This window comes from Acidovorax sp. SUPP2539 (assembly GCF_030158975.1).
Lineage (GTDB): Bacteria > Pseudomonadota > Gammaproteobacteria > Burkholderiales > Burkholderiaceae_C > Paracidovorax.
This window is the reverse complement of the sequence record NZ_BQXJ01000001.1, coordinates 650,937-674,460: the sequence shown is the minus strand read 5'-3', so window position 1 is coordinate 674,460 and position 23,524 is coordinate 650,937. Positions and strand designations below refer to the sequence as shown.

Below are 23,524 nucleotides of genomic sequence, written 5' to 3'. Positions count from 1 at the left end.
ACTTTCCATGCAAATCCACCCGCTGATCGGCATCGGCTTCGGCCCCTCCAACATTGCACTGGCCATCGCCCTCAAGGAGCGCGAATCCGCCACGCATGCTATGCATCCTCTCTTCATCGAAAAGCAGCCGCGCTTTGCCTGGCACAGGGACATGCTGCTGGAGCAGGCCCACATGCAGGTCTCCTTTCTCAAGGATCTGGCCACGTTGCGCAATCCCACCAGCCGCTTCACCTTCATCAACTACCTTCATGAGAAGGGCCGGTTGCAGGACTTCATCAACCTCAAGACCTTCTTCCCCAGCCGCCACGAGTTCAACGATTACCTGGGCTGGGCAGCCTCCAAGTTCGAGGACCGCTGCGTCTACGGCCAGGAAGTCATCGAAGTGCTGCCCGAAAAGCGCGACGGCAGGGTCGAACTGCTCCGCGTACGCTCACGCGATGCGGCCGGCAATGTGCACGAGCGACTGGGCCAGAACCTGGTCATGAGCATTGGTGGCACGCCCAGCATTCCCGAGCAGTTCAAGCACTTGCGCGGGAACCCTCGCGTCTTTCACTCCAGCGCCTACCTGCGCAGCATTGCCGAGCATCCCAAACCACTGCGCATCGCTGTCGTTGGCGCCGGACAGAGCGCCGCCGAGATCTTCATGGATCTGCATGGCCGCTACGCCACCGCCGAGATCGACCTCGTCATGCGGGCCCGCTCCATCCGTCCGTCGGACGACAGCCCCTTCGTCAACGAAATCTTCAATGCCGACTTCGTGGACCATGTCTACAGCCGCCCCCATGACGAACGCGGCGCCTTGCTGCGCGAGTTCTGGCACACCAACTATGCCTGCCCCGATCTGGAACTGATCGAGAACATCTTCAAAGTGTTCTACGAACAGAAGGTCACAGGCGATACGCGCCACCGCTTCCTGCGCCGCAATGAGGTGCAGGACGTACGGGCCGCCAGCGATGGCATCCATCTCGGGCTGCGGGACCTCAACAGCGGCATCCACCATGCGTCACGCTATGACGTGGTGGTGCTGGCCACCGGTTATGCGCGCGATCACCATAAGACGTTGCTGGACCCGCTGGCACCGTACCTGGGAGATTTTTCCGTCAGCCGTGACTACCAGCTCAAGACCACGCCGGACTTTCGCCCAGCCATCTTCCTGCAGGGCGCCTGCGAAGGCTCCCACGGGCTCAGTGACACCCTTTTGTCGGTCACCTCGGTGCGCACCGGAGAGATCGGTGAAGCCCTGCTGGCTGCACAAGCAGAACGCCCGGATGTTGCGCGCAAAGAACAACTGGCGCTGCAGGACTGAAAGATCAGATGGGGCATGATGGGCGCAGGAATCTCCCATGCCATAATTTGAATGCAAACCATTTGCATTTGAATCGCCTGCGCCGCTGAATTCCATATCCGTTGCTGCATGCCTCCGGCTCGCCCGGAGCTGCAGAATCCGATAGGCCCTTCTCTGCACGGACCCAGGGGTTCCAACCCATCGTCCTTGCAGAAAGGCAGGTATCCGGATGCGTGACCTGATCCAGGAACTCGTGGTTCACTATGGCGATCTGCGCCGCCAGCTCACGCGCGATCTCAGGGATCCGCACTATGCAGCCGACATTGCGCAATCGAGCTTCGAGCGGGTCTATGTCCACGCCATGGGCCTGCGCAGTGGCAGACAGGCCAAAACGCCGCCGAATGCAGGCATCGAATCCCCGCGCGCCCTGCTCTTTCGCGTGGCCCGCAATCTGTGCATCGACGATGCGCGAAAGCGCAAGACCGCTCAGGAATGGACGCGCCAGCAAATGGTGCTGCAGCACAGTGCACCGTCGAGCGAGTACCTTGCAGCCCAAAGTCAGATCCTGAACCGTGTTGTCGGAGTGCTGGAAGGCCTGCCGCCGCGCCGGCGAGAAGTTTTCATTCTGTTCCGCGCCCACGGCTACACGCGCGCTGAAATCGCCGAGCAACTCAACATCACGGAAATGGCTGTCGCCAAGCACATGGTGCGTGCCACACTCGATTGCTCGCGTGTGCTCGCCCAGCTGCGTTTGGAACTGTTGGAGGATCAAAGCATGGCCAGTGCCATGGATTTCGACAACAGTACACTGAGCGACGATGCCTTCTGACACCCTTTCCCATGGCGAATGCACCTAGCGAGCGCATGGTCGAGCATGCGCTGACGCTGATCGTTCAAAGCGAAATTGCGCCCGTCCCGATCGCCGACCAGGCCCGCCTGATCCTTGGCGAATGGCGCGAGAAATCGGCCCGGCACGACGCCGCCGCGCACGAGGCGCATCTGCGCTGGACGATGCTGGGCGGCATGTCCAACGGGCTGCGTGAGCAATTCCAGGAGTCAGCGATGCTGGCTGGCAACGCCGACCGCTCTGCGGGCTTGCGGCAGCGCCGCAAGCTGCTGCGATCCATTGCAGGACTGCTGTGCACTGGTGTACTGGCAGGCCGCGGAACCTATTGGTACTGGCAGCAGCCCGTGCACACGGCGTCCTACACCACTCGCAGCTCCCAGCTTCTCAAGGTCACACTGGCCGACGGCGAGGTTTCTCGCGAAGCCAGCCGCGTCGAGCTCGCGCCCCGAAGCGCCATCGCCGTCACCCTGTACCGCCAGCGCCGCAGCGTGTCCATGTCGGAGGGCGAGGTGCGTTTCGACGTGGCCCCCGATCCCGGACGGCCCTTTGAGGTAGTGACACGTGAGGCCCGCATCGAGGTCATAGGCACGGTGTTCCACGTGCGCGACCGCGGCGGCCAAGTCACCGTGGGCGTCGAGCATGGCCACGTGAGGGTGCGGGTGATGGGCAAGGATGCACAGGATTCGGCTGCCGCAACCGCACCGGTGCTCGACATGCTGCCCGGGCAGATCCTGGACATCCGCAATGGCCAGCCCGGGGCTGTCCGCCAGGCCGATGCCACGACGTTGTCGGCGTGGCGAGAGGGCTGGCTGGTCTTCGAAGACACCCCGTTGGCCGAAGCCCTGGCCACGGTCAACGCCTATCGCATACAACCCATCGAGGCGGCCGACGCTCGTGTGGCGGCGCTGCGCCTCACCGGGCGTTTTCGTGCCAAGGATTCCGCCGGCCTGCTGGCCGTGCTGCCCTCGATCCTGCCGCTGAAGGTGCGGATGCAGGCCGATGGCAAGGTGCAGTTACAAGCGCTCTGAACGGCTTCTCCGAGACCATCCTGCAGTTTCCAAAAAAAATGGGGGCAGCCTGTCTCCATTTTCCAGGCCCATACGTCTTCGCAGTGCGGCATGTGGCAACCGATAGAGAACGGGAGCCCGCGCCTCTTTAGGAATAGCTCTCATTCAATGCACTCGGACCTCCCAACCATGCGTTCTCTGCCTCGCCACCCTCTGCTCAGTACAGCCCTTGCCACGGCCTTCGGGTCCACCCTGGCGCTCCACAGCCCCTTCGCCAGCGCCCAGGCACCGATACAGGCGACGGCACAGGTGTTTGACATCAATGTGCCCGCACAGCCCCTGGCGGGCGCACTCAACGAGTTCTCGCGCCAGACAGGCTTGCCCATCTTCGCCGCAGGCGAGTTGGTGAGCGGACTGCAGTCCCGCGCCGTCGCCGCCCGACTGCCGCTGGATCAGGCGCTGCACCAGATGCTTTCGGGCACCCCTCTGGAGGCTGTGCACATGGCAAGTGGGGGTTTTTCCATCCGTCGCAGTCCGCCCCCGTCGGCCCAGGATTCAACACTTCCCACCGTGCTGGTGCGGGACGACGCATTCCACGAATCCGCCACCGGCCCCGTGCAGGGCTACGTCGCTAGCCGCAGTGCGACGGGCACCAAGACCGACACGCCCCTTATCGAGACTCCGCAGTCCATCTCGGTGGTCGGCGCCGAGGAGATCGACACGCTGAAGTCTCAAAGTATCCAGGATGCGCTCGGTTACGTGGCTGGCGTCAGCCGCTTCGAAGGCCTGTCGCGGGTCCAGGACACCATCTATATCCGCGGCTTTCAGGCGCAGGCCGGCACGGGCAGTGTCTACCGCGATGGCACGAAGTACACGGTCAATGCCTTCAACGGCAAGCAGGAAATCTACGGCCTTGAACGCATTGAGGTGCTCAAGGGCGCAGCCTCGGTCCTGTACGGGTCTGCCGGTCCCGGCGGGATCATCAACATGGTCAGCAAGCAGCCCACGTCGACCCCGCTGCATGAACTCAACCTCGAGTTGGGAAGTTTCGGCCGCAAGCAGATCTCCGGGGACTTCGGCGGACCGCTGGACAAGGATGGTGAATGGTCCTATCGGATGACTTTTCTCCAACGCGACAGCAACACCTTCGTCGACTATGTGCGCGATGACCGGACCTTCATTGCCCCGGCACTGAAGTGGCAACCCAACGCATCGACATCGCTGACGCTGCTGGCCGACTACCAAAAGGACAAGACCAACTACGTTTACTGGCTGCCCGCGCAGGGCACCATCTTCCCCACCATCTACGGCAAGATCCCGCGCAACCGCTTTACCGGAGAGCCCGGCTACAGCAAGTTCGATATGGAACGCTATTCGATCGGTTACCTGTTCGAACATGCGTTCAACGACAACCTCAAGCTGCGCAACAGCCTGCGCTACTTCCATTCCAACAGCGACTTCCCGCAGGTCTGGGTTTCCGGGCTTGCGGCAGACCAGCGCACTTCAGCTTTCCGCGGCGGTACGCTGCGCTGGGAGCGCTCCTCCTCGCTGGTCGCCGACACCTCGCTGCAATACCAGGCCAAGCACGGCAATGTCGAGCACACGGTGCTGGTCGGGTTCGACTACACCCGGCCCAAGAATCAGTCCGAGCGATACGACAGGACGGCGGGCAGCATCGACTACTACAACCCGGTATATGGCAGCGCCCTGGGTGAGCCAACCCGTGACAACTGGTGGTCCTATAACGCCGACACCCGGCAATTGGGCGTCTATGCGCAGGACCAGATGAAGATCGCCGACAAATGGGTGGCCCTGATCGGCGGTCGCTACGACCATGCCAGTGACAACCAGAGCAACCTGTTCACGGGAGAAAAAGCCGTCGACAACGAGAAGAACAAGGCGTTCACGGGCCGCGCCGGCTTGGTCTACCTGGCGGACAACGGCCTGGCGCCTTTCTTCAGTTTCAGCCAGTCCTTCGAGCCCACCTCGGGCCGGGACCGCCTGGGATCACGCTTCGACCCATCGAAGGGCACGCAGTACGAAATCGGCACCCGCTACCAGCCTCCGGGTTCGAGCACGCTGATTTCCGCGGCCCTGTACCAGTTGACCCGGCAGAACGTTTCGGTAGCCGATCCCGTGGACCCCACGTATTCGGCCCAGATTGGTGAGGTGCGCTCCAGGGGCTTCGAACTGGAAGCCCGGACACGCGTGGGCCGCAACGCTAACCTGATCGCAGCCTATGCCTACACCGATGCGCGCACCACGCAGGCCAGCCCTTTGCAGCCGTCCCAGGTCGGCATGCGGTCACCAGGCATCCCTTACCACCAGCTCTCCCTCTGGGGTGACTACAACTTCGGCCGCTTTGGAATGCCCAACCTCAAGGTGGGCGCAGGCATGCGCTACCAGGGCGAGACCAAGCCCAATGTGGGCACCTTCGATGTGCCATCCTTCACGCTGTTCGACGCGATGGTCAGCTACACCACGGGGCCCTGGCGCCTGGCCCTGAACGTCACCAATCTCTTCGACAAAACCTATGTCGGCAGCTGCACCACGGGCTGCTTCTATGGCGAGCCCCGCAAGGCGATTGCCACAGCCACCTACCGTTGGTAAGTGGATGGACATCGAGGAGCAGCTACGAGCCCGCTCCTTTAATAAGAAAGAGCGCCACGGCGCTCTTTCTTCATTGCGGAACTGGCGCAGGCGGTGCCTGCGCCGCCCCGCCTGTCACACGCTTCCGGCTTCAGCTACCACGCACTCTTGCGGATCTGCCACTGCCTGCGCCAGCAATGCCACCAGCTCCGCGTGATAGGCCTGCACCAGTTGCTCCATGGTCTTTCGCTCGAACATGGCGGCACTGTAGTTCCATCCCATGGATAGCCTTGCGCCGTACGTGCGACCAATGATTTCCAGCCAGTTCGCCAGCGGCGCCTCGGGATGGCGTTCGGCACCGGGAGATTCGCCGGCAGGCATGAAGCTGGCTTCGCCATCGAAGGTCTGGTCGAACTGTCCCAGATAGTTGAAGGTGATCCGGGGCTCGACGGTGCTCAGCGCGCCCCGCACCTTCTCGTCGGGATGCAGATAGCGCAAGGCCCCAAAGCCGATGCCCTTGCCCGGCACGCCCTGCAGGCCGGTCCGGACCCTCTCCAGAGTTTGCAGCGCAGCCAGTCGACCACCGGTCAGGCGCACGGGATAGGCGCTGGTGAACCACCCTACGGTCCGGCTCAGGTCGATCCCCGCATCGTCGGCCTCGCGGCCATGGCCTTCAAGGGTAAGCAGCAGGGCATCCTGCCCCGTCCACTGGGCGACGGCACGCACCAGGGCCGCCAGCAGCAGGTCCTCCGTGGACACGCCCAGCGCTGCAGGCGCCTGGCGCAGCAGCGCATGGGTCTGCGCCTCGTCCAGTTGCAGGGACACGGTGGCCCTGTCCTTGATGACGGCCCTGACGCAGTCATCATCGCGTGGCAAATCCCCGGCGGCGCCGAGTTGGCCCAGCCAGTAGGGAAGTTCGGCCATGCGCTGCTGCAGCGTGGCAGGGTCGTGCAGGTGCTGAGTCCAGGCCTTGTAGGGTGCAGATTCGGCCAAACCTTTCGGCAGAGCACCGTCGCCAAGCTGCTGGTACAGGCTCTGCAAGTCCTCCAGAAGCACACGCCAGGAAACGCCATCCACAATGAGATGGTGGACGACGATCAACAGCCGCTCGCTGCCATCTTCAACGCGCAGATGTGCCACGCGCCACAAAGGCCCGTGCTCCAGATCCAAGCTGCACTGCACGGTTTCACAAGTGCGGGAGATGTCGTCAACGGCCACGTCCTCCAGCGTGCAGAGCACGGTGGAGCCGCTGTCCGGCGCATAGGCCTGCATCCACACACCAGCCCCGTTACGCCGAAAGCGGATGCGAAAAGCATCATGCCGGGCTTGCAACAGGCGAACGGCTTCTTCCAGGTTGCGGCTTTGCAGTGGTCGTGTCGCACGCAGCAGCACCGATTGGTTGAAATGGTGGCGCGATGGAATGTCCTCGCAGAAGAACCATTGCTGTATGGGGCCCAACGGGATCTCGCCATGGGCGGCGACCGCGGCCGCCGCCGGCCGCACGGAACCGGGCTGCGCGGCACAGGCGGCCACCAGGGCCTCGATGGTCTGGTGGCGCATCAGATCGCGCAGGCGCAGATTGAATCCGAGCTTGGCATTCTTCACGCGCGAGATAACCTGCAGGCTCATGATGGAATCGCCGCCGAGTTCGAAGAAGTTGTCATGGATGCCCACCTGCTTCACGCCCAGCACCTGTTGCCAGATCCTGGCCATCTCGACCTGCGCATGGCTGGCGGGTGCTTGGAATGTGCTTCGCACCTCGGCAGCGGGGGGCGGCAGCGCAGCGCGGTCCAGCTTGCCGCTGATGAGCCGGGGGAGGGCCGGCAGACCTAGCACGCGCGAGGGCAGCATGTATTCCGGCAACCGCTGGGGCAGTTGCTGCTGTATGCGCGCCACCAGTTCCTCCGCGGACAAGCCATCCCGAGGCACGGCATAGGCGATCAGTTGCACGCCCGCAGCGCCTTGGTGGGCGACCACGGCGGCGTCGACCACCCCTTCAACCTCACGCACGCGGGCTTCAACCTCACCCAGTTCGATGCGAAAGCCGCGGACCTTGATCTGGTGGTCCACGCGTCCGATGTATTCGATATTGCCGTCCTCCATCCAACGTACCAGGTCTCCGGTGCGATACAGACGCCCGCCGTCTTTTTCAAAGGGACTGGCTACGAAGCGCTCTGCCGTCAGCGCACTGCGCCCCAGGTAGCCTCGCGCTAGGCCGTAGCCGCCGATGTACAACTCGCCCACCATACCGCGGGGGACTAACTGCAGGCCGGCGTCCAGCACATAGGCGCTGCGCTCGCCCACGGGTCGGCCGATGGGCGCATAAGCACAATCGAAGCTGCGATCGGCCGTGGTCTTCCAGATCAGCGGCGTCACCACGGTCTCCGTGGGACCATAACCGTTGATGAGCAAGCGCGGCCGCAGGCTGCTCCTTACCTTTTCATAGGCGGCCTTGGGCATGGCCTCGCCGCCAAAGACATATAACTCCACGGGCGGAACATCTTCACGCTGGTGCGCCCAGTCGGCGATCTGTCCAAGGTAGGCAGGAGGGAACGCGGCATTCGTCGCCCCATAGCGGCGCAGGGCTTCGTAGGCCTGCTCCGCAGTCCAAAGTTCCTCTTCGCGCAAAGCCAGCCCGGCTCCCACGCACAAGGGTGCAAGCCAGCGCTCATGCGCCCCATCGAAAGAAAAAGACATGAAATGCAGCTCACGCGACTGGGGCCCGATGCCATAGATTTCCGCCGTCGCGAGGCAATGCATGGCCAGGGGCCCATGGGCCACGGCCACCCCTTTGGGACGCCCCGTCGATCCCGAGGTATAGATGACGTAGGCCAGATGGTCGGCCCCCAGCGCCACCTGCGGGTTGCATGCACTTTCCTCGCCACCGGGCAGATCAATGCTCTCCAGCTCCAGCACCTCGACACCCTCGCAAGCCGGCCATCGGGCCGCCACGGCACGGTGAGCCAGCAGCAGGGCGATGCCGCTGTCCTCGACCATGTACTTCAGTCGGTCGGCCGGATAACCGGGGTCGATGGGAAGATAGGCGCCGCCGGCCTTGAGTACGGCCAGCAGGCTGATGATGCTGTCCAGCGAACGCTGTAGCGCAACCCCCACCAGCACGTCGGGCCCCACTCCCAGGCCGCGCAGGCAATGCGCCAGCCGGTTGGCCCTGGCATTGAGCTGGGCGTAGCTCAGCTCCTCGTCACCCATCAACAAGGCGATGGCATCGCCGCGCCGGGCGGCCTGCTGTTCGATGAGGTGGTGAACGGCCCCATGGCTGGCGCTCAGCGGCGGTGAATCATTGCCGCCCAGGGCCACTAGGCCGTCACGCGCCGCATCGTCCAGCCAACCCAGTTCGCCCAATGCGCAAGCCGCATCGCAGGCCATGCGCTGCATCACATGCTCCATTTGCGAGCGCAGCGCCGCCACTTGGTCCTCGTCGAACTCGCGGCGGTCGTAGCAGTACTCAATGTCCAGGTACTCGCCCACGACGACCTGCAGGTCCATGGCATACCCGGTCAGACCGCCACCCTGCATGGGGCCGAACTGCAGGCCGAAGCGTTCTAGGCTGCGCAGCGTCTCGTCCATGGGCAGGTTTTCGAAAACGATGATGCTGTCGAACAACGGCCTACCGCCCGATCCGCTCCAGCGCTGGATATCGGCAAGTGACACATGCTCGTACTCGCGCACGCGCATGTTGGTCTGCTGCACCTCGCGCAGATAGTCACCCACACTTTGCCCGCCCGGGGCTGCGACGGGAACCGGAATGGTATTGATGAACAGTCCCATCATCTCTTCCACGCCCTGGAGTTGCGCCGGACGGCCGGCCACCGTGGAGCCGAACAGCACGCGCTCCTTGCCCGTGTGCTGCTGCAGCAGCAAGGCCCAGGCGGCCTGCACCAGTGTGTTGAGCGTGACGCGCTCGCGCTGTGCAAACGCCTGGAGTACGCCGGTCTCTTGGCGGCCCAGGTGGGTATACAGCTTGCCGAAGCCCTGGCCGGGATGGCTGTTTGCCGTGGCTTGCGCCAGCAGGCTGGGACCGTCGCACGCTGCAAGCTCGCCCCGCCAGAACTGCTCGGCCTGCTGCATGTCCTGGGCCTGCAGCCAGTCTATGTAATCGCCATAGGGCGCGGGCCTGGCCGGCAGAGGCTCGTCAGCGTACGCGCGCAGCCATTCGCCCATCAGGCGCGAATCGGACCAGCCATCCGAAAGCACATGGTGGTGGGTCCAGATCAGGCGATGTCGATGGCCTGGATGGTCGGCGCCCAGGTCGATCACGGTGACCTGTGACAGCGGCGGGCGCAACCAGTCGATGTCGCGCGTGAGCAGCTCTTGCGCCAGCGACGACACACGGCGCTCGGTCTCACCGGCTTCCACGCCGGACCAGTCAAGCAGCAACACCTGCGCTTGCACACTGCGCAGCACAACCTGCAGGGGCCGCGCCATGGCGCTGTGCCACAGGAATCCGGTGCGCAGCATCTCATGGCGATCGACCATGACCTGCCAGGCCCGCGCCAGACGGGCCGCATTCAGATTGCCGACCTCCAGGTTCAACTGGTTGACGTACAAGCCCGAACCCGGCGCCTCCATCGCATGCAGCAGCATGCCGGCCTGCGTGGGGGCCAGGGGATAGACATCCTCGATGTTGTCCCTGTCGAGCAGCGGGAACCAGGCCGGGTCTGCCTCCGGGTAGTCGCTCAGGTCCGAGCGGCGCCTTGGCGCGCGGCCCTGCGATGCGCTTGCATCGGTCTCCTTGGCCACAGCGCCCAGCGCAGCAATGGTCTGGCATTCGAACAGCTGCCGGGGCGTGATGTGCCAACCGCGCTGTTGCATCCGCGTGACGATCTGCAGGCTGAGGATGGAGTCACCGCCCAGCGCGAAGAAATTGTCATGCCGGCCCATGGAGTCCACCTTCAGCACCTGGGACCAAACTTCCGCCATCAACGCCTCGACACCCGGCAAGGGAGCCTCGTATGCGCTGCCTGCCGGCGCCTGCGGCTCGGGCAGCGCCTTTCTGTCCACCTTGCCATTGGCATTCAAAGGCAAGTCGTCCAGCACCACGACGGTACTGGGCACCATGTAGTCGGGCAGGACCTGCCCCAGTTGGGCACGCAGCACATCGGTGTCGAGGGCGGCGTCCGGGCCGGCTGGCGCAGGCGTCACATAGGCCACCAGGCGCGCGCCCCCGGCGCCCTGCCTTGCCATGACCACGGCTTCGCGCACCTGCGGCTGCGCCAGCAGTTGCGACTCCACCTCGCCCAACTCGATGCGCAGGCCCCGGATCTTCACCTGATGATCGATGCGGCCCAGATACTCTATTTGCCCGTCTGCGCTCCAGCGGACCAGATCCCCCGTGCGGTACAACCTGCCGCCAGCATCGTCCAGCGGGTCCGCGACAAAGCGGTCCGCGCTCAGCCCGGCGCGGTGCTGGTAGCCACGGGCCAGGCCCAGGCCGCCCAAATACAGCTCGCCCGGCACACCCGGCACCGTCAGATTCAGCTGTGCGTCCAGCACATAAGTACGGATGCCACTGATGGGGCGACCGATGGGCACGCTGGCCCGCCCGTCGTTGCGGCACGTCCAGTGCGTCACATCGATGGCCGCCTCGGTCGGCCCGTAAAGGTTGTGGAGGGCTGCGCCCGGCAGCCGCCTGTGGACCTGAGCCTGTGCATCGGCATGCAGCGCTTCGCCGCTGCATACGATGCGGGTCAGGCTTGTACAGGCCTCGATGCCCTCATACCCGAGAAAAGCCTGGAGCATCGAGGGCACGAAGTGAAGCGTCGTGATGCCATGCTGCTGGATCAGCGAAACCAGTCGGGCGGGATCGCGGTGATCGCCCGGGTCGGCCATCACCAGCCTGGCGCCGGTCATCAGCGGCCAGAAGAACTCCCAGACCGATACGTCGAAACTGAACGGTGTCTTCTGCAGCACGGCATCCGCGGCAGTCAGCGCATAGGCCTGCTGCATCCAGACCAGCCGATTGTGCAGCGCACCGTGCCGGTTGGCTGCGCCCTTGGGTCGCCCCGTCGAACCCGAGGTAAAGATGACATAGGCCAGGTTCTCGCCATGCAGCTCTACCGCGGGATCGTGCGAAGGTCCGGCATCCAGGCCCGGCAGATCAGACTGATCCAGTTCCACCACCTGCAACGCCTGCAGGCCAGGCAGGCTCGCGCGCAGCGCGGACTGCACCAGCACCAAACCGATGCCGCTGTCCTGGACCATGTGCGCCAGGCGATCGGCAGGGTAATCCGGGTCCAGCGGCACATAGGCACCACCGGCCTTGAGGATGGCCAGCAGCCCCACCACCATCTCCACCGAGCGCTGCATGGCAATGCCCACCCGGGTCTCCGGCCTCACCCCCAACGCCATCAGGCGATGGGCCACTCGGTTGGCTCTCGCGTTGAGCTCTCCATAACTCAGCGTCCGCTCCCCGAACGACAGGGCCGGCGCCTCGGGGCATTCGCGTGCCCTTTGCTCGAACAGGCGGTGGACGGGAGCCGTCCACGGGTGGCCATGGGCATCCACGCTCCAGTCCAGCAAGCGCGCACGCTCCTGGCCCTGCATCACACCGATCTCCGACAGCCGCACAGGCAACGGCGATCCCAAGGCCTGGACCACGCCTTGAATGGCCTCGCTCACATAGCCACCGACGGTGGACGCATCAACGCCCGATGCCACCTGGACGACCAACGAAAAATCCGTGCCCAGATCATTCACGAACAGGCCGAAGGGATAGTTGGTGCGCTCCGCCCCACCCACCATCTCGACCCCTTCCCACTGAAGTCTTTCGGCCTGCACATCATCGGACTGCCCGGCCCCGTGGCGGTAGTTGAGCAAGGCGGTGAACAGCGGCACCCCCGCCTCCAGCCCGCTGCAGCGCTGCGCCAGCGACAGGCTCGCATGCTCGTGCTCCAGCAGCCCCGTCAGCGCAACATGCGTCTGCCGCAACGCCTGAGCCACCGCCTGCCCACCCAGCCCGATTCGGATCGGCAAGGTGTTGATGAACATCCCCAGCGCACGGCCCGCATCCCTCTCGCCCTGCATGCGCCCGAACAGCACCGTGCCGAACACCACATCGTCACGCCCCGTGGTCCTGCCCACCACCAGCGCCCAAGCCAGGTGGAACAATGCCGCCGCACTCACCCCGTGGCTGCGCGCCTGCTCGCGGATGCGCCGCGCAAGGCCCGCATCCAGCGCCAACCGCGCCTCCTGCACGCCCGATCCATCCCCGCGCACATCCAACAGCCCGTAGGGCGCCGTCGGCTCCTGCACGTCGCCCAGCATCTGCCGGAAGAACGCCTCATGTGCAGCCCTGCTGCGGCCCAGCCGCGCCTGCGCCACAAAGCGCCTGAACGCCACCGGCTCGGGCAACTGCGCCTGCAGGCCCTGCTGCACCAAGCCGATCTCCCTGACCGCCAGCTTCAGCGTGGTGTTGTCGTCCACCATGTGGTGGGTGTACAGCTGCAGCCTCCAGCGCTGGCCTTCGGCCACGGCAAAGGCATCGATCATGGGCGCCTGGCGCACGTCGATGCGGTGCAAGGCCGGCAGCGCGCTGGCATCCTGCAGCCACCGCAGTTGCAGCGCCGCCCGCCGCCACACCACCTGCACCGGCTCGCGCAGGCCTTCCCACAGCACGGCCGTGCGCAGAATGTCGTGCCGCGCGATCACGGCGTTGAAGCTGGCCGCAAAGTGCTCCAGTCGCTCGCGGCTGTCGAACAGCAGTTCGTGCGAGGTCACGTAGGCATCGTGCTGCGTGTCCAGCATGTGGTGGAACAGCATGCCCTCCTGCAGCGGCGCCAGCGGGTAGATGTCCTGGATGTTGGCCGCGCCCCCGGGCACCACGGCTGCGATGCGTGCGATCTCCTGGGCATCGAGTTCCACCAGGGTCAGCATCTGCGGCGTGATCGCCGTGCAGCCTTCGGGGATCAGATTGGGTGGCACGTCGATCTCGCCGGTACCCGGCTCCTGCGCCTGCCCCTGCTCCCGCTGCAACGCCTGTGCAAACTCCGCCAGCCTCGGGTGCTGGAACAGCATGCGCACCTGCACGCGCAGGCCCTGGGCGCGCACGCGCTCCAGCAGGCCCAGGGCCAGCAGCGAATGCCCGCCCAGTTCGAAGAAGCCGTCCCGGCGGCCCACGCGCTCCACGCCCAGCACCTCGGCCCAGATGCGCGCCAGCATCTCCTCCAGCTCGCCTTGCGGTGCCTCGTATTGCTGCACCCCGGCCATCTCCGGCTCCGGCAGCGCCTTGCGGTCCACCTTGCCGTTGACCGTTAGCGGCAGGGCATCGAGCACCACGAGGGCGGACGGCACCATATAGTCCGGCAGCACCTGACCCAACCGCTCCTTCAGCACCCCTTCCTCGACCGCATCGTTCAGCGAAACATACGCCACCAGCCTGGCCCCGCCCGCTCCTTGCCTGGCCAGCACCACGGCCTCTCGCACCTCGGGCTGGGCCAGCAGCTGCGACTGCACCTCGCCCAGCTCGATACGGAAGCCCCGGATCTTGACCTGCTGATCGGCTCGGCCCAGGTATTCGAGTTCGCCCTGTGCCGTCCAGCGCACCAGATCGCCTGTGCGGTACAGGCGTTCGCCGGTGTTCGTGAACGGATTGGCGATGAAGCGCTCCGCGCTCAGGCCTTGCCGGTTCAGGTAGCCCCGCGCCAGGCCTTCACCCGCCACGTACAACTCCCCGGCCACGCCCTGCGCCAGCAGGTTCAGGCTGCCATCGAGCACGTACAGGCCCAGGTCCGCAATCGCCACGCCCACAGGGCTGCGCCCGCCCTCCAGGTCCGCCTGCGTAATGGGCCGGTACGTCACATGCACCGTGGTCTCGGTGATGCCGTACATGTTGATGAGCCTGGGGCTCTGATCGCCGAAGCGCTCAAACCAGGGCCTCAGGCTCTCGGGCTCCAGTGCCTCGCCGCCGAAGACCACATGGCGCAGCGACAGGCCCGCGCCGCCCTGCCCTTCATGCCCGTCCTGCTCCACCGCATGCACCAGTTGCCCAAAGGCCGAGGGCGTTTGATTAAGCACTGTGACGCGCTCGGCTCGCAGCAACGCCAGGAAGTCCTGCGGCGATCGGCTGACCCAGTACGGCACCACCACCAGGCGCCCGCCCGTGCACAGCGCCCCAAAGATCTCCCACACCGAGAAGTCGAAGGCGTAGGAGTGAAACAGCGTCCACACGTCGTCGGGCCCGAAGCCGAACCAGGCCTCGGTGGCATCCAGCAGCCGCGCCACGTTGCGGTGGCTCAGTTGGGCGCCCTTGGGGCGGCCTGTGGAGCCGGAGGTGTAGATCACATAGGCCAGCCCGTCCGGGCTCACCTGCACCTGCGGATCGGTGTCCTGCTCGCCCGACAGGTCCAGCGTGTCGATCTCCAGCACCTGCAGCCCGGCCGTGCCAGGAATGCGTTCACGCACCGCACCCTGCGTCAGCACCAAACCGATGCCGCTGTCCTGGACCATGTGCGCCAGGCGATCGGCAGGGTAATCCGGGTCCAGCGGCACATAGGCACCACCGGCCTTGAGGATGGCCAGCAGCCCCACCACCATCTCCACCGAGCGCTGCATGGCAATGCCCACCCGGGTCTCCGGCACCACCCCCAGCGCCATCAGGCGGTGGGCCACTCCGTTGGCTCTCGCATTGAGCTCGCCGTAGGTCAGGGTCTGATCCTCGCAACGCAACGCAACGGCGCCAGGCTGAATGATTGCCTGCCGCTCCACAAGACGGTGCAAGGGAGAGTGACCTTGCGTTTGCTTGTGCGTGGTCCGGGCCAACGCGTGCAACTGGGCCGTTTCCTCTGCGGGCAGCAAATCGGCGGACCCCACGCAGCAGTCCGGCCGGTCTGCGAACACCGACAGCATATGAACCCACTGGTCCGCAAGCCGGGCGATGCGCGAGGGCTCGAACAACTCGCGCGCATAGCTGAACCTTGCATGCACGCTGCCGTCGGGCCGTTCCGTGGTCTCCAGCATCCACTCGAACTGCGCAGCCTTGTCGGCAGCGTCGCAGAGCTCGGCGTCCAGGCCCGGCAGTTGCTGCAGTGCCCGGTAGTCCTCGCGCAGGTGGTTGAACATGACCTGGAACAGCGGGCTGCTACCCAGGCTTCGCTCGGGCTGCAGGGCTTCCACCAGCCGCTCGAAAGGCAGGTCCTGATGGTCCTGGGCCTCCAGCGCCGCCTGGCGGACTTGGTCCAGCAGTTGCCCGAATGGCATGGACTCGTGCAGCCTGGCGCGCAGCACCTGGGTATTGACGAAGAAGCCGACAAGTCCTTCGGTCTCCACGCGCTGCCGGTTGGCGACGGGCACCCCCACGCGGATGTCCTCTGCGCCGGTATGCCGGTGCAGCAATGCCTGGAATCCCGCCAGTAGCACCATGAACAGGCTGGCGCCATGCCGGTCGGCCAGCGAGCGCAGCCGTTTCACCAGGTCGGCCGACAGGGCCAGACCATGGCGCGCTGCCTGGTATCGCCCGTCGCAGCGCCGTTGCTGGTCTGCCGGCAGCTCAAGAACCGGGTGCTCGTCGCCCAACTGCTGCCGCCAGTACAGCAGTTGTCTGTCTGCCTCACCCGCGTCGAGCCAGCTTTTCTGCCACAGCGCATGGTCGGCATACTGCACCGCCAGCGGCGCCAGGGCCACAGCCTCGCCCAGAACCACGGCTCGGTAATGCTGCGCGAACTCGTTCACCACGATCTGCAAAGACCAGCCATCGGCAACGATGTGGTGCATGACCACCACGAATAGATGCTCCTGGGGCGAAAGCCGAAGCACCACGGCCCGCAACAGCGGTCCCCGGGCCAGGTCGAACGGCTGGCTGCAGATGCGCTGCATTTCCGCTTGCTGCGTGTCTGCCTGGCCAGGCTCGCTTAAGTCCAAACAGCTGAAATCGACTTCGGCATGTTCGCGGATGAGCTGCTGGAGTTGGCCCTGCTCTCCCATCCTGAACACCGTGCGCAGCGATTCATGGCGCTGCACCACACAGGAGAGCGCTGCTCTTGCCGCCTCGACATCGAATTCACCACGCAGCCGCATCACACCCGCCAGGTGGTAGGCCGTGCTGCGGGGATCAAGCTCCCACAGAAACCACTGCCGCGCCTGGGCCGCCGAGGCTGCGCATTCGCCAGAGGCCTTCGCGTCGCGTGGCAGGACGGGAAATTGGCCGATAGACAGCCCCTGCGCCTTGAGTTGCTGGTAGACGAGGCGGCGCTTTTCATCCGAGAGCCCTGCGAATCTTTCCGCGACATACCGCACATGATCGAGGCCCATCAAACGTTCTCCAGACTGTCGACAAACGAGGCCATCTCGCGCAACTTTGCGCGCTGATCGCCTGAGGTGGCAATGCGAGCGGCCATGGCGGACAGCTCAGGGGCTTCGAACACGTCCTTGACGGCAAGGCCGGTCTGCATGGCGCTTTGAACGCGCGCCACCATCTGCGCCGCAAGCAGAGAATGGCCGCCCAGTTCGAAGAAGTTGTCGCCGCGACCCACGCGCTCCACCGACAGCACCTCGCGCCAGATCCGCGCCAGCCCTTGCTCTGTATCGCCAGACGGCTCTTCATGGGCACGCGACGATCCCCCAGCGGGATCGGGCAGCCTGACCCTGTCCACCTTGCCATTGGCATTCAGGGGTAACGCCTGCAGTTCGACAAAGGCCGAAGGCAGCATGTAGTCGGGCAGGGAAAGCCGCAGGCTTTCACGCAGCGCGCCAGTGTCTACCGCAGCGCCAGGCTGCCCAACGACATAGGCCACGAGCCGGCTGGTGCCTGCCAGTTCCTGGGCCACAACGACAGCCTCTCGCACCGGCTCCAGCTCCAGCAGGGCCACCTCCACCTCGCCGACCTCCACGCGAAAACCTCGAATCTTCACCTGGTGATCGACCCGCCCCAGGTATTCGAGTTGCCCGTACTCATCCCATCGCGCCAGGTCCCCCGTCCGGTACAGACGGCCAGCATGGCGGCCCAGGGGGTCCGCCACAAAGCGCTGCGCCGTGAGCGCAGGTCGGCCCACATAGCCTCTGGCGAGTGCACCGCCCAGGTACAGCTCGCCGACCACGCCCGGCGGCACCGGCTGCAGCGCGGTATCCAACACGCGCAGGATGGCCGTCGAGGCGGGCGATCCTATGGGAGGCAGCGTCCGGCCATCGCCGGCATCCACATCGAAACTGCTGACCACGTGGGTTTCCGTGGGGCCGTATTGGTTGACCAGCCGGCACCGGGGCATCCGCTGAAGCCAGGCCCTCAGTTCCTCGGTCAGTTTCAGTTGCTCGCCGGCCGTGATGATCTGCCGAAGCGCTGGCAGGTTTCTGTCCAGGCGCAGCGCCGCTTCGGCCAACAGTTGGAGCACGGCATAGGGCAGGTACACGCGCTCCACCGCCCGCTCGTCCATCAAGGCCAACAGCAAGGAAAAATCCCTTCTCTGGGCGGCGTCCGTTTGGACCAGGGTAGCGCCTGAGCACAGGGCCACGACGACCTCCTGGTAGCCCACATCGAAGCAGGGCGAGGCAAACATCAGCGTGCGCGCGGCTCCCGGAATGCGGTCGATCTGCCATGCGGCCAATTGCGAGAGAACGCCTTGCCGCATCGCAATGCCCTTGGGCCGCCCGGTGGAGCCGGATGTGAACAGGATGTACAGCAGGCCGTCCGCATTCAGCGCAACGGTCGGATTGCCTCCCGGCAGATGCTCCCATGCCACGCGGCGAAGGTCGATGGCGACCAGCCCGTCGAAGACGCCCGACAGAGCAGCCCCCACGTCCGCGTGATGGATGAAGGCATCGGCCCGGCTGTCTTCGAGCATGACGGCGATTCTGTCGGCCGGGTACTCCAGGTCCAGCGGCACATAGGCGGCGCCCGCCTTGAGGATGGCCAGCAAAGCCACCACCGAATCGACGCCGCGCTCCAGCGCCACGGCCACGCGACGCTCAGGGCCGATGCCCCTTTCCAGCAACAGATGGGCCAATCGGTTGGCACGAAAGTTCAGTTCGCCGTAGCTGAGGCTTTGCCCCGCGCATTCGATGGCGACCGCCTGCGGCTGCAGCTCTACCTGGTTCTCGATCACCTTCACGAGAGAGGCAGGGCCGGCGCCGTGCTCACCTGCCCGGCTCCACGCATCGAGCTTACGGATTTCGGTGGCACCGAGGATGCCGATCTCGGACAGCCGCGCTCCAGGCGTTTCCACCAACGCCGCCAAGATATGGTCAAAGCTGCCCGCCAGGCGTTCGACCATCGGCGCATCGAACAGCTCCTGCGCATAGCTGAACTGCGCGCTGAGGCGGCCATCCTCCCACTCGACCGTGTCCAGCATGAACTCGAAGATGGTCGATCTTTCGATGTCCAGATAGCCCTCAAACCGCAGCCCGGGAAGCTGCTCCAGCACCTGGTGGCCTTTTCTCTGGTGGTTGAACATCACCTGGAACAGGGGACTGACGCTCAGGCTGCGCTGCGGATGCAGCGCCTCCACCAACTGTTCGAAGGGAAGGTCCTGGTGCTCCTGGGCCTGGGCCACGGCATGCCGGGCCTGCGCCAGCAATTCGGACAGCGTCAACTGGCCATGCAGCTGTCCCCGCATCACCTGCGTATTGACGAAAAAGCCCACGATGCCCTGGCTCTCCGCCCTGTGCCGATTGGCGGTGGGCACGCCCACACGGATGTCCTGCAAGCCCGTGTAGCGGTGAAGCAGCGCCTGAAATCCTGCAAGCAGCACCATAAACAGGCTCATGCCCTGGGCCTGTGCTCTGCGCTGCAGGCCTCGCACCCGGTCTGCGGACAGCGTGATGGCGTGCTGAGCTGCCCGGTAGCGGCCATCGGCTCGGCGTGGCCTGCTGGCGGGCAATTGCATGACAGGGTGCTCGTTGCCCAGCCTATCCCTCCAGTACGCCAACTGCCGCGGCCCTTCGCCGGCTTCCAGCCATCCCTTGTGCCATGCCGCGTAGTCCGCATACTGCAGGCGCAGCGCCGGCAGGGTCAGGCGCTGCCCCGCAAGGCGCGCTCGGTAACGCTGCGCGAACTCTTCGACAATGATCTGCATGGACCAGCCGTCCGAGACGATGTGGTGCATGACCACCACCAGCACATGCATGTGCTGTGCCGCGCGGATCAGCGCCAGCCGCAATAGCGGCCCACGGGACAGATTGAAAGGCGTGGCGATGGTGTCGAGCGCCTGCCGCTGCACGGCAGCATCACGCTGGTCCTCAGGCAGGGCCGAGAAATCAATCAATGGCATCGCGGCCCCAGGCAACTCGGCAGGCGCCTGGACCTGCTGCCACACCTGACCCTGCTCGTCTGCGCTGAACACCGTGCGCAGTGATTCGTGGCGCGCCACCAGTTCATCGAAGCTCGTGCGCAGGGCGTCCAGGTCCAGCTCACCGGCCAGCTTCAGAGCGCCTGCGATATGGTATGCACTGCTGTGAGGGTCCAGTTGCCAGAGGAACCACTGGCGCAGTTGGGCGTGCGACGGCACGAGCGGCTTGTTGCGCAGTTCCGGGGCCAGCACAGGGATCGCTTGGTCCTGGTCCTGCACCGGACAGGCCACCGTGGACTGTCCTGCCACTGGAGGTGCCTGCAGCATCTCGGCCAATTGCTGCAGGCTGACCTGCTCGAACAATTGCTTGGGCACCAGCTTGAGCCCGTGCTTTCGCGCCTTGGCCACCACCTTGAGGGCCAGGATGGAGTCTCCGCCGATCTCGAAGAAGTTGTCCCTGCGGCTGACGGGCTCGCGCCCCAGCACCTCCGACCAGACCGCTGCCAGCGTTTGCTCGGTCGGCCCCACCGGCGCCTCATGGCCGCCGCACTCGGCCGTCTCTGGCTCCGGCAGGGCATGGCGATCGACCTTGCCATTCATGGTCAATGGCAGGCGCGGCAACACCACGATGGCCGCTGGCAGCATGTAGGGCGGCAGGGTGCGCGACAGGGACTCGCGCAGCGCGGCCACATCGATCACCTGCCGTTCCTGCGCGACGGCGTAGGCCAGCAAGCGTTGCTGCCCGTTTTCGGCCTCGCGCACAATGGCTTCGGCACTCGCGACACCGGGCAGCTTTCGCAACGCCTGGGCCACTTCACTGAGCTCGACGCGGTAGCCGTGCAGCTTGATCTGGTCGTCGTTCCGACCCAGGAATTCGATGCTGCCATCCTCGAGTTGCCGCACGCGGTCCCCGGTGCGATACAGGCGCTGGCCCGCGCACCAGGGGTCCGCCACGAAGCGCTCACAGGTCTGGCCAGGCCTGCCTTCGTAGCCACGTGCCAAGCCTGCCCCCCCCAGGTACAGCTCGCCGGCAAGGCCCTGCGGCACGGGGCTCAGCCATTCGTCCAGCACATGGGCGCAGCTGTTGCGCAGCGGCCTGCCCAGCGGCACCGTGCCTGCCTCACCGGCGGCCGCAGCGGCCTCCTGGGTCAGCACCCCGACCGTGGTTTCCGTCGGGCCGTAGTGGTTGAGCACTTTGGTAAAGGGGCTCAGGGCGGCGATCTGTGTGCACAAAGGCCAGCCCGTGGCCTCACCGCCCAGCACCAGGCGATGGCGTGGCAGGACCTGCTCAGGCCGGGCCGCGCTCAGCAGGGCCTGCAAATGGCTAGGCACGATCTTGAGCACATCGACCTGGTGCGTGTGCATGTAGTCCGCAAAGGCGTCTGGATCGAAAGCGCGCTCAGGGGAGATGAGGTGCAGCAGACGCCCAGAGCACAGCGCGCCGAAAAGCACCGTATGCCCCAGGTCTGCAGCCACTGTCGACACCATGGCCATGCTGGACGCATCGACCGGCAGGTCCAGCCGGGCCAGCACACCCTGCACATAGTTGGCCAGCGCGCCGTGCGTGATCACGACCCCCTTGGGCTGGCCCGTGGAGCCCGAGGTGTAGATGAGGTACGCGGCCTGGTCCCGGTGAAGGGTCGCGGTCTCCAGCGCATCGGCCTCGAGTTCTGCGGGTTCAGAAAGCGCCAGCGGCCATACCGGGACCCCCGGTTGCCATGCAGGAGGCTGCAGGGCCAGCACCAGGCGGGCGCCGCTGTCGCGCAGCTGATAGGCCAGCCGGTCGGCCGGCAGCTCGGGGTCCAGCGGCACATGGACGCAGCCGGCCTTGAGTACGGCCAGCATACCCAGCACCATTTCCGGCGAGCGCGGTGCCAGCACCCCGACGCGGGTTTCCGGACCCAGACCTTGCGTGCGCAGCCGCGCCGCAAGCTGGTTTGCCGCCTTGTCCAAGTGCCCGAACGATGCAGTGCGCGATTCGGCACGCACCGCCAAGCCCTGGCCCTGGCTGGCCACGGCGGCATCCCAAAGGGAAAGCACCGTTATGGCCTGCGGACTTGCGGGCTGCGACACGGCAACCGTCTGCAGACCCTCGGCCGGGTCAGTCAGCGCAAGGGCCGCCAATGCCCTGTCGGGCGCCGTCACCACCTGCTGCGCACAACGGGTCAGGCCTTCCGCAAAGACCGCAATCCGCTGCGCATCAAACAGGCCCGTGTCGTAGATGAAAACGCTTTCGATGCCTTCGGCCCGATCTGTGAAATCCAGGCTCAGATCGAAGTGCGCATGGCCTGCGGTCATGGCCTGCATGCGCACGTGCAACCCGGCGACGCTGCGCTCGCGCTCCATCGCGTCCTGTTGCGTGCACTTGACCTGAAACAACGGATGCACGCCCGGCTGGCGCTCCGGCGCAAGCGCCTCGACCAACATGTCAAACGGCAGGTCGGCATGTTGCTGAGCGTCGAGCACAGCATGCCGCACCTGCTCCAGCAGCTCGCCAAAGCCCATCTGTGGCGCGACATCGACCTGCACCACTTGGAGGTTGAGCAGATAACCGATCAGCCCATGGGTCTCGGCCTTGCCCCGGTTGGCGATGGGCGTCCCCACGCGGATGCGGCGCTGGCCGCTCAGGCGGTACAGCAACAGGTCGAGCAAGGCCGTCATCACCATGAACAGCGAGGCACCACGCGCTCGCGCCATGGCACGCACCGCATCGGACAATTCAATGGGCCAGACGAAACGGTGGCGACCCTCGGCCGCATCCGTTACCGCGCCGCGTACATGGCTCAGGGGCAGTTCCAGCGGCTCATGCGCGCTGCCCAGGCGATCGCGCCAGTAGCGCAGTTGTCGTTCGCGCTCGCCGCCGTCCAGGCGCTGGCGTTCCCAGGCCGCGTAGTCGGTGAACTGTATGGGCAGCGGCGCCAGCGCATGCGGCCGGGCGCCGAGCCTGGCGGCGTAGCACTGGAAAATCTCGTCCACGAGAATTCGCAACGACCACCCATCCGCCGCAATGTGGTGCAGGGACAGCGCCAGCACATGGTGCTGTTCGCCCAGGCGGTACAGGCAGGCGCGCAGCGGCACCTCCCGGTCAAGGGCAAAGGGCGTCTGCGCGAAGTCGGCCAGCGCGTCTGCCAACGCGTCTTCGATCCTGGCCTGCTCGCGCAGATCGACCACTGGAAGTTGCAGCGGCACACCCGCCTGCGGCTGCACGGCCTGCAGCGCCTGACCGTCGCCACCGATCGTGATCAGCGTGCGCAGGATGTCATGCCGCGCCACCAGGTCACCCAGCGCTGCGCTCAGCGCCGACGCGTCGAGGGGGCCGTCCATTTCCAGACTGCCTGCCAGGTTGTAGGCCGGGCTCTCGGGCGCAAGCTGCCAGGTCAACCAAAGGCTGCGTTGCGCATGGGAAAGCAGCGCGGGGGTGGCCGGGTCCCGGCGCGGAATGTCCTGACCACCACGTGGCGCTGCGCGACCACCGCCGCGCAGGCGGGCATCGAGTTGGGCGCGCTGCTCGGGGCTGAGCCGGGCGCGCAGGGACTGTATATCTTGCGGTGCTGTCATGGCA

6 protein-coding genes are annotated in these 23,524 nt (G+C 65.5%); 4 read left to right on the top strand and 2 right to left on the bottom strand.

The features are described from left to right. The first annotated feature begins 7 nt into the window (after window positions 1-7). The 4 genes from AVTE2539_RS03035 to AVTE2539_RS03020 all read left to right on the top strand — a co-directional run bounded on the left by AVTE2539_RS03035 (window position 8) and on the right by AVTE2539_RS03020 (window position 5,749). A complete protein-coding gene (locus tag AVTE2539_RS03035; protein WP_284408311.1) occupies window positions 8-1,306 on the top strand; it encodes a lysine N(6)-hydroxylase/L-ornithine N(5)-oxygenase family protein in 1,299 nt (432 codons plus the stop codon). 208 nt (window positions 1,307-1,514) lie between these two features. Then, window positions 1,515-2,114: an RNA polymerase sigma factor gene (locus AVTE2539_RS03030; protein WP_284408310.1), complete on the top strand. Its 600-nt coding sequence runs from the start codon at window positions 1,515-1,517 to the stop codon at window positions 2,112-2,114. 11 nt (window positions 2,115-2,125) lie between these two features. After that, window positions 2,126-3,160 (top strand): FecR family protein, encoded by a 1,035-nt coding sequence (locus tag AVTE2539_RS03025; RefSeq protein WP_284408309.1) that lies wholly within the window; start codon window positions 2,126-2,128, stop codon window positions 3,158-3,160. 168 nt (window positions 3,161-3,328) lie between these two features. Continuing rightward, on the top strand, window positions 3,329-5,749 hold the full coding sequence (locus AVTE2539_RS03020) for a TonB-dependent siderophore receptor (protein ID WP_284408308.1): 2,421 nt from the start codon (window positions 3,329-3,331) through the stop codon (window positions 5,747-5,749). Window positions 5,750-5,863: 114 nt separating this feature from the next. On the opposite strand, the gene AVTE2539_RS03015 is transcribed toward AVTE2539_RS03020, so the two are convergent. Further along, window positions 5,864-16,993 (bottom strand): non-ribosomal peptide synthetase, encoded by an 11,130-nt coding sequence (locus AVTE2539_RS03015; protein ID WP_284408307.1) that lies wholly within the window; start codon window positions 16,991-16,993, stop codon window positions 5,864-5,866. Next, the gene (locus AVTE2539_RS03010; RefSeq protein ID WP_284408306.1) at window positions 16,993-23,520 is read right to left on the bottom strand and encodes a non-ribosomal peptide synthetase; all 6,528 of its coding nucleotides are present in this window, start codon (window positions 23,518-23,520) and stop codon (window positions 16,993-16,995) included. The genes AVTE2539_RS03015 and AVTE2539_RS03010 overlap by 1 nt, the downstream gene beginning before the upstream one ends. Window positions 23,521-23,524 lie beyond the last annotated feature (4 nt).

Coding starts and splice junctions, on each gene's coding strand:
- AVTE2539_RS03030 (WP_284408310.1), top strand. CDS start 1,515: ATGCGTGACCTGATCCAGGAACTCGTGGTTCACTATGGCGATCTGCGC.
- AVTE2539_RS03025 (WP_284408309.1), top strand. CDS start 2,126: ATGGCGAATGCACCTAGCGAGCGCATGGTCGAGCATGCGCTGACGCTG.
- AVTE2539_RS03010 (WP_284408306.1), bottom strand. CDS start 23,520: ATGACAGCACCGCAAGATATACAGTCCCTGCGCGCCCGGCTCAGCCCC.
- AVTE2539_RS03020 (WP_284408308.1), top strand. CDS start 3,329: ATGCGTTCTCTGCCTCGCCACCCTCTGCTCAGTACAGCCCTTGCCACG.
- AVTE2539_RS03015 (WP_284408307.1), bottom strand. CDS start 16,993: ATGGGCCTCGATCATGTGCGGTATGTCGCGGAAAGATTCGCAGGGCTC.
- AVTE2539_RS03035 (WP_284408311.1), top strand. CDS start 8: ATGCAAATCCACCCGCTGATCGGCATCGGCTTCGGCCCCTCCAACATT.